Annotated in this window: 15 protein-coding genes; 4 read left to right on the top strand and 11 right to left on the bottom strand. The window is 67.9% G+C overall.

Going from position 1 to position 13,572, the window contains the following annotated elements:
• Positions 1–2: 2 nt before the first annotated feature.
• The 4 genes from NCW75_10495 to NCW75_10480 are packed head-to-tail and all read right to left on the bottom strand — an operon-like array spanning position 3 to position 3,375.
• Positions 3–386 (bottom strand): biopolymer transporter ExbD, encoded by a 384-nt coding sequence (locus NCW75_10495; protein UYV14190.1) that lies wholly within the window; start codon positions 384–386, stop codon positions 3–5.
• Between the two features lie 57 nt (positions 387–443).
• A complete protein-coding gene (locus tag NCW75_10490) occupies positions 444–1,229 on the bottom strand; it encodes a MotA/TolQ/ExbB proton channel family protein (GenBank protein UYV11725.1) in 786 nt (261 codons plus the stop codon).
• On the bottom strand, positions 1,226–2,344 hold the full coding sequence (locus tag NCW75_10485; protein UYV11724.1) for a hypothetical protein: 1,119 nt from the start codon (positions 2,342–2,344) through the stop codon (positions 1,226–1,228). The genes NCW75_10490 and NCW75_10485 overlap by 4 nt, the downstream gene beginning before the upstream one ends.
• 53 nt (positions 2,345–2,397) lie before the next feature.
• Positions 2,398–3,375, bottom strand: a complete 978-nt coding sequence (locus tag NCW75_10480; GenBank protein UYV11723.1) for a VWA domain-containing protein — start codon at positions 3,373–3,375, stop codon at positions 2,398–2,400.
• Positions 3,376–3,642: 267 nt separating this feature from the next.
• Here NCW75_10480 and pyrH point away from each other — a divergent pair, with 267 nt between their 5' ends.
• Together pyrH and frr are read left to right on the top strand one after the other, a co-directional pair.
• Positions 3,643–4,410, top strand: coding sequence for a UMP kinase (gene pyrH, locus NCW75_10475; GenBank protein ID UYV11722.1), 768 nt, complete (start codon positions 3,643–3,645; stop codon positions 4,408–4,410).
• Positions 4,411–4,457: 47 nt separating this feature from the next.
• Entirely contained in the window at positions 4,458–5,030 is a 573-nt protein-coding gene (gene frr, locus NCW75_10470; GenBank protein ID UYV11721.1) for a ribosome recycling factor, read from the top strand.
• On the opposite strand, the gene NCW75_10465 is transcribed toward frr, so the two are convergent.
• On the bottom strand, positions 5,027–5,809 hold the full coding sequence (locus NCW75_10465; GenBank protein UYV11720.1) for a helix-turn-helix transcriptional regulator: 783 nt from the start codon (positions 5,807–5,809) through the stop codon (positions 5,027–5,029). The genes frr and NCW75_10465 overlap by 4 nt on opposite strands.
• Before the next feature lie 78 nt (positions 5,810–5,887).
• Between NCW75_10465 and NCW75_10460 the strand changes: the two genes are divergently transcribed.
• The gene (locus tag NCW75_10460; GenBank protein ID UYV11719.1) at positions 5,888–6,283 is read left to right on the top strand and encodes a VOC family protein; all 396 of its coding nucleotides are present in this window, start codon (positions 5,888–5,890) and stop codon (positions 6,281–6,283) included.
• A gap of 5 nt (positions 6,284–6,288) precedes the next feature.
• Complete coding sequence (locus tag NCW75_10455) at positions 6,289–6,813, top strand: nuclear transport factor 2 family protein (protein ID UYV11718.1); 525 nt, start codon at positions 6,289–6,291, stop codon at positions 6,811–6,813.
• A 3-nt stretch (positions 6,814–6,816) separates the two neighbouring features.
• Here the strand turns inward: NCW75_10455 and sppA are convergent, their stop codons facing one another.
• From sppA to NCW75_10425, 6 genes are all read right to left on the bottom strand, one after another.
• A complete protein-coding gene (gene sppA / locus NCW75_10450; protein ID UYV11717.1) occupies positions 6,817–8,601 on the bottom strand; it encodes a signal peptide peptidase SppA in 1,785 nt (594 codons plus the stop codon).
• 86 nt (positions 8,602–8,687) lie between these two features.
• On the bottom strand, positions 8,688–9,107 hold the full coding sequence (locus tag NCW75_10445) for a metallopeptidase family protein (protein ID UYV11716.1): 420 nt from the start codon (positions 9,105–9,107) through the stop codon (positions 8,688–8,690).
• Complete coding sequence (locus NCW75_10440) at positions 9,104–10,063, bottom strand: hypothetical protein (protein UYV11715.1); 960 nt, start codon at positions 10,061–10,063, stop codon at positions 9,104–9,106. Before NCW75_10440 ends, NCW75_10445 begins: the two co-directional genes overlap by 4 nt.
• On the bottom strand, positions 10,060–10,311 hold the full coding sequence (locus NCW75_10435; protein UYV11714.1) for an AtpZ/AtpI family protein: 252 nt from the start codon (positions 10,309–10,311) through the stop codon (positions 10,060–10,062). The genes NCW75_10440 and NCW75_10435 overlap by 4 nt, the downstream gene beginning before the upstream one ends.
• 9 nt (positions 10,312–10,320) lie before the next feature.
• Positions 10,321–13,236, bottom strand: coding sequence for an alanine--tRNA ligase (gene alaS / locus NCW75_10430; protein ID UYV11713.1), 2,916 nt, complete (start codon positions 13,234–13,236; stop codon positions 10,321–10,323).
• 65 nt (positions 13,237–13,301) lie between these two features.
• Complete coding sequence (locus tag NCW75_10425; GenBank protein ID UYV11712.1) at positions 13,302–13,556, bottom strand: hypothetical protein; 255 nt, start codon at positions 13,554–13,556, stop codon at positions 13,302–13,304.
• Between the last annotated feature and the right edge of the window lie 16 nt (positions 13,557–13,572).

Genomic DNA, 13,572 nt, shown 5'->3' with positions numbered 1-13,572 from the left:
GGTTAGCCCCGCCCCGATCGATCGACGGTCGCGTGGCTCCACTGCCGCACGCCCATGCGTGTCAACTGGCGGGCGAGCTCGTTCACCGGGCCGGCCGCGGTGCCACGATCGGCACGCAGCAGCACGCGCAGGTTCTCGGGGCCGCCTGCCCGGTCGGCCTGTTCCTCCACGATCTCGATCACGCGTTCCAGCGAGCGATCGCGGCCGTTGACCAGGAACGCCCCGTCGCTACGCACGTCGATCAGCAACGCGTCGGGATCGCTCGCGGCGTCTTCGGTGCCGGGCTCGTCGGGCAGGTCCACGCTCGTTCGGCTGACCTCGGCGAACCGTGCCGTGTACAGGAAGAAGATGATGATCAGCAGCACCACGTCGATCATCGGCGTCATGTTCACCGTGAAGCGGACCCGGGCTGGTTTAGCGCCAAAGAGCATCGGTTCCTTCCGTCAGCGCGCGCCGGCCGTGGTCGGCGCGGGCGCACGCCCCGCGGGCGTGGGCGACTGCCCGCCAGCGGGCTTGGAGCTCTGGATGCGGGCCGCCAACTCTTCGGTCAGCTCGGCCACGTTCTGGGCGAGCGCGTCCACGCGGTTGCGAAAGAAGCTGTGCAACGCCGTGGCGGGGATGGCGACGATCAGACCCAGCACCGTGGTGATGAGCGCCACCGAGATGCTCGACGCCAACGCCTCGGGCCGCACGCCCTCGCTCACGCTGAGCGTCTCGAAGGCACCGACCAGACCAACGACCGTGCCCAGCAGACCGAGCATCGGTGCGACCGCGGCGATGAGGCCCATCGGGTCGGTCTTGCGTTGCAATCGCGCGAATCGCTCCTGGCCCGCCTCTTCCAAGGCCGACCGCAATTCAAGCAACCCGAAGGGCGAACGCAGGCACCGCGTGAGCGCTGCCGCGAACATGCCCGTAAGCAGGCACCGGTTCTCCTCGGCCTGGCAGAACGCCAGCGCGCCGCGCACGTCGTTGGCCGCCAGCAGCCGGTCGAGCCCCTCGACCACGCGCGGCGGCGCGAGCCTGGGCAGGCGGATCTCCGCCACCAGCCACACCGCCATCAGCACCGCCGTGAACGACAGCAAGATGATGACGATGCCGATCGGCCCACCCGAGAGGATGTGTTGCAGCAGCGTCTTGCCCTCGTTGGGCGGCGTTGCCGCGGTGGTCTGCGCCAGCAGCGTCCATGCGGGCGCGGAAAACTGGGCGAGTGCGCCCGATACAAAGCTCATGGAGTGTCTCCGGCGGTGGGTTCTTCTGGAGCGGGCGGGGTCGATGGTGGTGCGGTGTCGAGCAGACCCGCGATCCCGGGCCACGATAGCACCGGAGACTGCGGGCCGAGCCGTACCAACTCGCGTGCGAGCAAGCCGGCGGCGTCGGTCTGGCCGAGAACGGCCAGCGTGGCGGAGGCTTCGGCCAGCGCGATGTCGGCCAGCGCGGGCGAGTCGTCGCGATGGAGTACGTGCACGCGCAGCAACTGGGCCACGCCGCGCAGCCTGGATTCTTCATCTTCTTCGAGCACCAGCGAGCGGCCGATGGCGGCGCGGATCCACGCGGCCAACCAGGGCGAGGCCGCGCTCGGCAGGGCCGCCTCGAGACGCGCCCGGGCCGATGCACGCTCCGCGTCATCAAGCACGCGCGCCGCCACGATGTCGCGAACCAACTCGCTGGCAGCCTCGCGGGGCACGTCCGGCAGGTCGGTGACCGTTTCGCCAAGCTCGTGCCGTGCGGCGGCCTGATACAAGGCACGCATCGCCGCGGCCTTGTCGCGCTCGCCCTCGGCCGGTTGAAGCTGGATCACCAGCCGGAGCGAGGGCGTGGCTAGCCACATCGGCGGCAGTAGCGGGCACAGCTCGGTGGTCCCGTCGATCACCGGCGGGAGTCCCGCTTCTTGCGCCCAATCACGGTGCGCGAAGGTCGTGCGCGGCTGACGCACGATCGACGCGTCGATCCACGCCAGCCAGGGCTCGAGCGCCGCCGCGTTCGCCCCGCGTGCCAGCCGGCAACGCAGCAGGCCCTCGGCCACCACCAGCCCCGTTGGCCCGCGCAATGGCACGCCTTGGGCATCCGCTCGCTCGATGATGCCCTGCAACAACGGTTCGGCAAGCACCAGATCGCCCCGCTCGATTCGGGTCCGGGCACGCCAGGCATCCACCGCCAGCCAATCGAACGGCTCGGCTGCCCCGGCCAACGCCGCCGGTAGCCTTAGCACGCGGTCCCACCCGACGATCACGACGTCGCCCTGGCCCGTGCGCACCTGGACGCCCTGGAGGCCCACGCCCATCGCCTGCCCCGGGGGGGGGCGCTCGAAGGCACGCAGCACGAGCGTTTCGCCTTGTGCCAGCACGGGGGAAGCGATCGCCATCATGATCGCGGCAACACCAAGTCGTCGCGCAGGCCTCAAGGCCGGCCCTCGATGTGCGTGTACGTGCCGCGCGTGGCGGCGGCGATCCGACGCATGACCGCTTCGCCCTCTCGGCTGCGGAACGTGATGCAGTGGATCGGGATGTTGCGCCGGCCGAAGGTCCCGAGGATCTGCTCGGCCTCGTCGTCGGAGAACTCGCCGTCGGTCATGAAGTAGATCGCATCGGGCAGCGGCTCGAGCTGGGCAACCAACTGGAAGCCGGACGCCGGCCGCGTCGCACCTTCGGCCCGGGTCGCCAGGATGTGCCCCCGCGCCTTGTTCTTGCCGCTATCGGTCGCCTTGACCCACGCGATGCCGCGGTCGCCCGGGGCGTACGCGCCGGAGTTGAAGAAGACGATGAAGAAGTCCGACGAGCTGAAGAGCCCGGTAACCGACCGGATGAGCTCCTGCTGCATCGCTTGCAGCCGGCCGTCGTTGACCATCGAGCCCGAGGTATCGACCACGAACGCGAACCGGTTGCCCCGCGCCTCGACCCCGAAGAAGCTCGCCCCCGAGCCCGCGCTGTCACCGACACCAAGCCCCGCGCCGTCCAGGTCCCCGCCGCCGATCTGGAGCGTCACGTCGCCCATCGACTCGGCCAGGTCCGACATGTCGACCTCGAGCGCACCAAGGTCGAGCTCGGCTTGCAGTTCGAGGGGTGAACTGGAAGAATCGGTGTCGGGTGCCTCCAGAGCCAACTCCTCGGCGGCGATTTCGGACAGCTCCGCATCGGTCATGACCGCGAAGTCGACCTCGGACGCCGCCGAGCCGAGTTGGGCCACCGGCTGGTTCATTTGGATGAGTGCGGCGATGACCAGCACGATCACGTGGACGAGCAGCGACACCGCCGCGCTGCTGGCCAGCAGCGGCACCTTGTGGCGGTTGACCCACGCCAGCACGCCGGCATGCTCGCCCTCGTTGGTGTCGAGGCCGTCTCCGGGCTGCGGTTGGTTCTCGGATTCGCGTGGGTCCATGGTCAATGGTTGCACCGGGCTGGGGCGGGGGGTGGCCGCCCGTTCATCGGCTTGGCGACAGGGATTGCCCGAAACCCCGGGCTGCCTCGCCCCCGGCCACGAGATCGCGCCAGCGTGGCCCAACCCGCCCGGGTGCCTACCCTGAATCCGCTACCAGGGGCGAGGGCCTCTGGTTGCATCCGATGGGTTGAGACGATGGTTTTCCCCATCTCCTGGCAGCCGCTGGGCATGTTCCCAGGCACACACACGCGGGGTCCATCGAGCCACATGCACACCGTCGACGAGCCCAACGCCAAGCCCAAACCCACGGCTCCCGACGCCGACCGGGAGCCCAACCGACTGCTCCTGAAGCTCAGCGGCGAGGCCTTCGGCCGCTCGGGTGCCGGCGTCGACCCCGCCCTGCTGGCCGACATCTCCAACGAGATCGCCCAGGCGACCACCCAGGGGGCCCAACTCGCCATCGTCGTGGGCGGCGGCAACATCATCCGCGGCGCCCAACTGGCCGCCGCGGGGCTCATCCAGCGGGCCACGGCCGACCACATGGGCATGCTGGGCACGGTCATCAACGCCCTGGCCCTCCGCGAGGCCCTGACCTCGGTGGGCATCGACAGCCGGGTCATGAGCGCCATCGAGATCCGGGCCGTCGCGGAGACGTTCATCCGCAGCCGGGCCATCCGCCACCTCGAGAAGGGCCGCGTCGTGATCTTGGCCGGCGGCACCGGCAACCCTTATTTCTCGACCGACACCTGCGCCTCGCTCCGGGCCATGGAGTTGGGCTGCCAGAGCCTGCTCAAGGCCACCAAGGTCGACGGCGTGTACACCGCCGACCCCAAGACCGACCCCACCGCAACCAAGTACGACCACCTCACCTTCGCCCAGGCCATCGACAAGGGCCTGGGCGTGATGGACATGACCGCCCTGGCCATGTGCCAGGAGCAGGACATGCCCGTGGTCGTGTTCGATTTCCAGAAGCCCGGCAACATCGCGGCGGTCATCCGCGGCGAAACGATCGGGACTCGACTATCCGTGCGATAAGCACCCAGCCCGGCGAACGCACGCCGGCGGCTTGTGAGGACGTTCCCATGTCAACCGATCCCGACACCATCATTCTCGAAGCCGAAGACGCCATGGAAAAGGGCGTCGAGTACCTCAAGCAGGAACTCCGCGGCGTGCGCAGCGGCCGCGCCAGCACCGCGCTCATCGAGTTCCTCAAGGTCGACTACTACGGCGCGAGCACCGAGCTCAAGGCGCTCGCCGCCATCAGCGTGCCCGAGCCCACGCAGTTGCTCATCAAGCCCTTCGACCAGGGTGCCGTGGGCGACATCCGCCGGGCCATCGAGGCGGCCAACCTGGGCCTGAGCCCCGTGGTCGAGGACAAGTCGATCCGCATCAACGTGCCCGCCCTGACGTCCGACCGCCGCCAGCAGCTGGTGGCCCGTTGCAAGAAGGTGGGCGAAGAAACCAAGGTCGTCCTGCGGAACGCCCGCCGCGACGCCAACAAGCACGCCGACGCACTAGCCAAGGACTCCAGCGCCCACATCTCCGAGGACCAGGTCGCCGACCTGAAGGACCAGATCCAGGAGATGCTCAAGAAGCACGAGGCCGAGATCGACCGCCGCGTGGCCGACAAGAGCAAAGAAGTGCTTGAGGTCTAAGCCCGGGCCGATCCGTCGGCCGCGTCATCGAAGTACCGCCCGGGCGTTTCGCCCAATTCTCGCTTGAACATCGCGATGAACGCGCTGGGTTGCTCGTAGCCCACCTCGGTGGCGACCAACTGCACCGGCACGCCCTCGGCCAACCGCGTGAGGGCGTGCGCGAGCCGCGCCTGCGTGCGCCATTGCCCGAAAGACATCCCGGTCTGCTCGGCAAACAGGCGTGCCAGCGTCCGCGCACTCGCCCCGCTTCCTTCTGCGACTCCTTCGAGCGTGCGAGCGTCCCCGGGATTCGCCATGATCCTATCGGCAATCCGAATCGCCCGTTCGTCACTGGGCATGGGCAACCGCAACGGCGCTTCCCTCGTCGTCGCGATCTGGTCGAGCACCACCGAAGCCAGCCGCCGCTGCCGGGCGTCGTCGCGACGCAGTCCACCGAGTTCCAACACATGCAGCACGAGTTGGGTGAGGAGCGGTGACACGCCCACGACCCGAGGCCGGTCTTCCCAGTGCCCGCACATCACGGGGTGGAAGTACAGCGTCCGCACCGCCGTCGCTCCCGAGCATGCCACCGAATGCTCAACGCCGGCGGGCACGCACACCGCCCGCCGGCTGGGCACCACCCATATCCCCGAGCCGGTGCCGACCGTCAGCACCCCCGACGACGCATACACCAGCTGCGGCCATGCGTGGGCATGCTCGTCGATGCGAAACCCCGCCGGCAGGTTGAGGGCCAGGCATCGGACAAGAAACTGGTCGACGACGTGGCTGATAGGCGACATTAATTGTCATTATACCGTGATTGAGCCATATCGATTTCGTGGTACGCTTCTGGCATCGGAAGAACCCCGGAGCCGCCCATGCCAGCCGAACCCAACCAACTCGCCCACTTCGCCATCCACGTCGACGACGTCGAACGGGCGAGGACCTTCTACGAGGCCGTCTTCGGCTGGATCTTCGAGGCCTGGGGCCCGCCCGAGTTCTACCTCATCCACACCCGGGCCGGCGGCCCGCACGGTGCCCTCCAGAAACGCCGAACCCCGGTGAGCGGCCAGGGCATGATCGGCTACGAATGCACCATAGCCGTGGCCGACGTGCGCGCGTCGGTCGCGGCCATCGAAGAGGCCGGCGGCACCATCACCTCGCCGCCCTTCGAGATCCCAACCGTGGGCACGCTCGCCATGTTCAAGGACACCGAGGGCAACGTCGCGGGTGTCATGCAGTACGCCAGCAGCGTCAACACCACACAGGAGTGATCGCAATGGGAAGCAGAAAGAAGTTTGCCGGATCGTGCGCGCTGGTCATCGGCATGACCTCGCTTGTCGTCGTTGCCGACGGGGTCCGTTCGGCCGCGACAGATCCCACGCCCGAGTTCGATGCCGCAAGAGTTACCGAGGAACTCGATGGCTTCCTGCCTGGATACATCCGAACCCTTGAGAGCGATAACAACCAGGCGATCGCCGGCCTGTACGTGGCCGACGACCGCTTCACGTGGTTCACCGATGGCCGGGCCCTGTACTCATCAGCACAAGACGTGCTCAAGAGCCTCGACGGCCTCGAAGCGTCTGGCATGGAGTTGCATACGGCGCTCACAAACGTCAGCGTCGTGCCGTTGGCCCAGAGTCTGGCAACCCTGAGCGCCGAATTCAGCACGCGCGCCACCACGGAAGGCCAGGAGGCCTTCGCGTATGCGGGCGTGATGACGATGGTGGTCGAGCGGCAGGCCGATGGCCAGTGGAAGGTCGTGCGGGGGCACTCCTCGACCCCCGCCGGACCGCCGCGGTAGGGCTCAGCGGAACGTCACCACACTCGGCGCCGTCAGCACGACCGGCTCCTCGCGCAGCAGGCTGAACGAGTTGAGCGAGTGGACGATCTGGGTCCACGTCTGCTCGCCAACCGCGGCGCGCACGGCCCGCACAATCGGCAGGTTCGAGGCATCGCTCGCGGTCGGAGCGTTCGCGCCCATGAAGCCACCCATGGCCTCCTCGATGATCTCGGTGAGCGCCTTGGGGCCGGGGAAGTGCCGAACGTCGTAGTTCGTCAGGCCGACGTGCTGTGCAAGATCCGTCACGGCGTCGTCGAGCGAGCCGACCTCGTCGGACATCTTCAGGCCCACGGCGTCCTTGCCCAGGAACAGCCGGCCCTCGGCGGTCTTGGACAGGTCGATGCCCGGGCGGCCCTGCGTGACGCGGCCGGTGAACTGCTCATAGGTCTCGGCCATCTTGTTGCGGACGATGCTCACCTGCTGGTCGTTCCACGGCTCAGCCGAGGCGAACATGTCGGCGCGCGGGCCACGGGCTCGGCCGACAACGTTGATCTTGAGCGTGTCGTACAACTCGGTCATGCTGATCTTGCCGCCAACGACGCCGATGGAACCCACGATGCTCGACGGATTAGTGTAGATCTTCTCGCCCGCAACGGCGATGTAGTACCCCCCCGAGGCGGCCAGGTTGCCGATGCTCACCCACACGGGCTTGCTCTTGCGCAGGTCTTGCACGCCCTGCCAGATGATCTCGCTGGCCGTGGCCGACCCGCCCGGCGAATCGATGCGGAGCACGACCGCCTGCACGAGGTCATTGTCGGCCAACTGCTTGAGTTCGTTACGCACGCTGCGGCTGCCGATGGTCTTGCTGCCCCCGAAGAGCCCCGCCTCGCCCGAGTCGCCGGTCATGATGGTGCCGCTCAGGTGCAGCACGGCGATGGTCGGGCCGGTGAGCTGGACGTCGGGCTCCTCGGCCAGCATCTGGATCATCGCGAAGGGGTTGGCCATGTCGAGGGCCGTTCCCTCGTGGCCCGCGTTGAGCGTGATCCAGCGCGGGTTCGCGCCCTCGCCGGCCAGCGCCTCGCCCAGGTCGGGCAGGTCGATGGCCTGATCGACCATGCCGGTTTCAACCGCGTCCTCGGCGTTGGCCATCCACAACGTCTTCATGGCGTTCTCGACGCCCTTGGCGTCGGTGCCGCGGCCGTCGGCCAGCGTGCCGACCATGTGGCCGTACAGGCTGTCGAGCAGGCTGTTGATATTCTGGTTCCAGGCCTCGCTGGGCTCGGCGCGGGTCATCTGCTCGTTGGCGCCCTTGTACGCGCCAACCTGGATGAGCTGGGCCTTGAGACCCACCCAATCCAGCGTGTTGGCCAGGAACATCTCTTCCATGTACAGGCCGGGCAGCGAGACATCGCCGGCCTTCTGGATCATCGAGGTGTCGGCGTAGCTGGCCAGCATCAGGTCGGTCGGGCCCATCTGCTCGGCGTACACGGTGACGGGGATGTCCACGTGCTCGATGGCCTGGCCCAACTCGTCGACGATGGACCAGCTCAGGGCGGCGTCCTTCAGGCGCAGCACGAGGTGGTCGAGGTTGTGCTCGGCCTGGGCGTTCTCGATGGCGTCCACCAACTCGCTCAGCGTGGGCTCGGCCTCGCCGAACAGCCAGGCCAGCGGGCTGGGCGCGTCGGTGGGTGTGCCGGTGATCTCCAGCAGGCCGATGCGGTCGCGGGCCTGGGCCAGGGCGTGGGTGGCACCGGCCGAAAGGACCATGAGCCCGGCGGTGAGGTACGAAAGAGTGCGGGTCGGGCGCATGGAGGCCTCCTTGGTAAGTCGCGCGTGGAATCTCTTGGTGGATGCTAGATCCGCCCCTCGGACATTTCGGCCTTCAAGTGGACCAGTCAGGCGTAACCCAGCTCGCCCAGGTCCTCTTCCTCGAGCCCGAAGTGATGGCCGATCTCGTGCAACAGTGTTATGCGGATCTGCTCGGCCAGCGTTTCGTCATCGGCGTTCCACCCGCCGGCCATGAGGGCGATCCCTCGTCTAAACAGGTGGATCTCGTCGGGCAACACGGCGTCGAGCTCGATGGGCCGCTCGGTGAGCATAAAGCCGGTGTGCAGGCCGCAGAGTTCCTCGACCGCGTCGTCCATATCGGCCGGCTCGACGCCCAGATCCTTCAGGATCAGCCGGTCGGGCTCGTCCATCACGTGCAGGGGCACCTCGTCGAGCACGGCCCGGACGCGATCTGGCAACGCCACGAGCAAGCGTTCGAGCAGCGCATCGAAGCGTTCTTGGAACTCGGTCGGTACGGCCTCGCTCACGGTGCCGCGTCCGCCCGCCTCTCGGCTCTTGCCACGTCAACCATCGAGACCAAGCTCGCGATCCGGCGGCCAGAACGCAGCAAAGCGCGCGCGATACGCACGCAGTCGATCGTTGCACCAGCCATGCCCATGGTGAGCAAGGCCGAGGCGATGACCACCAGCGTGACGCCGCCGATGCTCAGCAATTGCCCCATGGCGCCATCGGTGCTGGCGGCCGCCAGCCGTACTAGATCGCCCAGCACGCCAAGGCCGGCCGTGACGGCGACCGCGTACATGGTCTGCCGATCGACGCGGCCCGTGCGCAGGATGGCCGATCGGGCTGCCAGCGTGCGGGCATTGGTACGCAACGTCAGCACGATGGCGGCGATCAACGAGAGCTCGACGGCGCGAATAATGACACGCTCGGCATCGGGGAAGCGTCCGAAGTAGGGGCTTGCCATCGAGGCATCGAGCTGGCCATGCAAGACCCAGAACGCCGCGGCGAGCGGCACGTACAGCGCCACACCGATGAGTGCCAGCCGCGATCCGATCGGCGGCATCCGCTTGGCCGGCTTGACCAGCGCGACGGCACCGATGCCCGAAATCACGATGCAGACCACGCCGATCATGGCCAGTGTCCGAGCGCCACCCTCGCTGATAAGGTGCGGGTTGTTGCCAAGCGCGGGCAGCTCCGCGGCGCGCAACGTCCACGCGCACGTAGCGGCCAGCAATCCGCCGATCGACCAGGTGAGCAAGCCGAACGCGACCAGCCTTGGTTTGCGGATGGGTTCGAACTCTTGCGCGCGAGGGTCGATCACCGCGAGGATGCTCGTGGCGATACGCATGCCGCACTCAGGGCAGCGTTCGAGCACGCTCAGCCCGCGCAGGTCGTAGCCGCACGCGGCGCACGTCAGGCGCTCGGTGAGCGTGGCGGCGACCAGCGGCTCGTCGGTTCCGGGTTGCCTCCCGTCGGTCAATTCTTTGGCCCCCGATTCAGCCGCATGCCCGTGCGCACGAACGCGACAAACCCACCAACGACGCCCACGCACAGGAAGATGATCAGGAACAGCGGCCCGGTGCCGGCGAAGTAGTCGATGCCCAGGCCGACGAGCAGGCTCACGACCGCGACGGCGGCGAAGTCGATGCCCGCCGACCACCCGCCCATGCGCCGGCGCCAGGCGGCCATTGCCGCTTCGTTCTTCTCGCTTCGTTTCGGATCGGGCACGGGAGAGTTTTAGGCCATCGACGCGAGGGCCATTTCTTGGGCCTTGTCGGCGGCGGCCTTGATGTTGGCCCCCTCTGGCCCGCCGCCCTGGGCCTGCGTGGGCTTGCCACCGCCCTTGCCACCAACGACTTGCGCGACACCGCGCACCCAGTCGCCCGCCTTCAGCCCGCGCGTGATGGCGGTCTGGGGGACGTCGGCGAGCAGGGCAACTTTGTTCTCAGGATCGAGGCTTAGCAGCATGATCGGCGAGTCGGGCAGCGTCTTGCGCACCTCGCCCAGCGCCGACTGCATCGCGCCGCGGTCGCCCATCGCGTCGATGATGGCTACCAGCGGGTTGCCGTCGCCGGTGCTCTGCGCAAGCGTCTTGGCCTGCTCGACGGCCTTCTTGCTGGCCTGCTGGGCCTGGGCCTTGCGCGCCTGCTTGGCGCGGTCTTGCAGCGTGCCGAGCGCCATGCGCAGCTCGTCCTTGCGCGACACGGGCACGATGGCCTCGTCGATCATCCGGCCCAATCGCGCGATCTCGGGTTCCAGGTCCTCGTCGCTCAATTTGGTAGCTTCTTGCAGCACGACCGCCAGCGCGTTGGCCTGGGCGATCGCCTTGCGGGCCTCTTGCCGTGTCACCGCCACGATGCGGCGGATGCCCTTGGCGACACCCTCCTCGTGGACGATCGCGAAGCTCTCGGCCTGGGCCGTGGTGGCCAGGTGCGTGCCGCCGCAGAACTCGACCGAGAAGCCCATCCATTTCTCGTTCTTGGGGTCGGCCACCATCTCGTCGATGGGCGCGCCGATCGATACCACGCGCACCGGGTTGGGGTACTTCTCGCCGAACACCGCGCGCAGGGTGTTGATCTCCATCGCCTTGCCCAGCGGCACCAGGTCGGCGTGGACGGGGTGGTCCTGCTCGAGCACCTGCCGCACGATGGTCTCCATGCGGCCCAGGTCGGCCGGAGAGATCGGCCCGCTGGCGTCGAAGTCGAACCGTAGGCGATCGGGCGCGACCAGCGAGCCGCGCTGCTCGGGGGGCGTGTCCCCGCCCACGACCTCGCGCAGGGCGTAGTTGAACAGGTGCGTGGTGGTGTGGTTGGCCGCCAGGTTCAGCCGGCGGTCGCCCTCGAGGTTCAGCGTCACCTCGTCGCCCACGCGCAGCTCGCCGCGCACCATGCGGCCGGTGTGCAGCACGTACCCGCCGTAGGCCTTCACGCCCTCGACCCTGAACTCGCCGCCGTGGTGGCTGTCGCTGACGCTGGTGCGGGCCTCCTTGCTCACGAACATCCGCCCGTGGTCGGCCTGCTGCCCGCCCATCTCGGCATAAAAGTTCGTGTCGTCGAGCACCACGCCGATGGGGTCGGCCCGGCCGCTGGCCTGGGCGTGCTCGTCGAAGTCGCGGCCGTTCCAGATGGCCTTGACGCGGGCGCGGATCTCCCGGCCGTGGAACTTGTCCACGTCGTCGGTGGGCTTGACCTTCAGGCTCTGCAGTTTGGCGATCGACTCGCCGTCGAGCGCGAGCCCGGCCTCGGCCGAGTCTTTGGCCCCAGCGCGAGACTGCTCGCGCTGCTCGGCCATGGCCGCGTGGAAGCCCTCGACATCGACGGTCAGCCCGCGCTCCTCGGCCATGATCTGGGTGAGGTCGAGGGGGAAGCCGAAGGTGTCGTAGAGCTGGAAGGCGTCGGCGCCGGAGATCGTGCTGCCCTTCTCGCCGGCAATCTCCTCGAACAGCTTTACGCCCCGCTCCATCGTACGTCCAAAGCTCTCTTCTTCCTCCCGAATGATGCCAGCCACGCGATCGGGGTTCTTCTTTAACTCGGGGAAGGCTTCGCCGTAGTGCTCGACGATCACCGGCACCAGCTCGCTCAGGAAGCCCGGATTGGCCCCCAGCTTCTGCCAGCCCATGCGCACGGCCCGGCGCAGGATGCGGCGCAGCACGTAGCCGCGGCCTTCGTTGCCCGGCACCGCCCCATCGGTCAGCGCGAACGTCAACGCCCGCGCATGGTCGGCCACCACGCGGTAGGCGAAGTCGATCTGGCCCTCGTCCTCGTGCCCCAGCTTGCCGGAATAGGGTCGCGTGCCGGTCATCTTCGAGATCGCCTCGAAGATCGGCGTGAACAGGTCGGTGTCGTAGTTGCTGGGCTTGTCTTGCAGCACGCTCAGCACACGCTCCAGGCCCATGCCGGTGTCGACGTGCTTGGCGGGCAGTTCCTTGAGCGTGCCGTCAGCCTGGCGGTCGTACTGGATGAACACCAGGTTCCAGATCTCGATCACGCTCGGGTCATCGGCGTTGACCAGTTTACTGGCATTACGCCCGCCCACACGATCAAAGTGGACCTCGCTGCACGGCCCGCACGGCCCGGTGTCGCCCATCTCCCAGAAGTTGTCCTTGGCGCCATAGGGCAGCACGCGCTCGGGTGGCAAGAAGCGCAGCCAGAGCTCCTTGGCCTCGTCGTCGGCGGGCAGGCCCTGCTTCTCGTCGCCGCCGAAGTAGCTGGCGTACAGCCGGTCCTTGGGCAAGCCCCACACCTCGGTCAGCAGCGTCCAGGCCCACTCGATGGCCTCGGCCTTGAAATAGTCGCCGAAGGACCAGTTGCCCAGCATCTCGAAGAAGGTGTGGTGGTAGGTGTCCTTACCCACGTCTTCGAGGTCGTTGTGCTTGCCACCCGCGCGGATGCACTTCTGGCTGTTCACCGCGCACTTGAGCTTGCCCAGGTCGCTGCCCGGATCGGCCTGCCCAAGGAACAGCGGCTTGTACTGGTTCATCCCCGCGTTGGCGAACAGGAGCGTCGGGTCATCGTGGGGCACCACCGGGCTCGACGGCACGATCGGGTGCGGGGCGGCCTGGAGCTTCTGGAAGAACTCGATGAACGACGCGCGGACCGAGGCGCCGGTCCAGTTCGAGCTCTGGGTTTTGCTTTGGCTGGTAGTGGGGGGCAAGGCGGGCTCGTTTCGATATACGGAGTCGGTACGGGTATCCGGGACGCGGTGTCGGGTAGAGATTGTTAGCCGGCCGAGTGCGGGGGTTTCTCGTCGCCCGGCATGTCGGGCTCGGCCTGGATCAGGTGGCCCAGCCGATCCTCCATGCCCGCGATCCGCCGCTCCAGGGCCAGGATGCGGCGAAGGGCCTCCTCGGCGGCCTCGCGGGCATCTCCGGCGGCCTGCTCGTGGAACATGGCGGCCTCTTCGAGGCCGGTCAGGCGGCGGTCGGTGTTCGGATCGGACGGGCCGGGCTGTTGGTCGGGCTGTTTGTCGGTCATGGTGGTATCCTTGCTC

It is taken from the genome of Phycisphaera sp. (genome assembly GCA_025916675.1).
Lineage (GTDB): Bacteria > Planctomycetota > Phycisphaerae > Phycisphaerales > UBA1924 > JAHCJI01.
The sequence above is the reverse complement of the archived record's forward strand: the minus strand, read 5'-3'. Positions and strand labels throughout refer to the sequence as shown.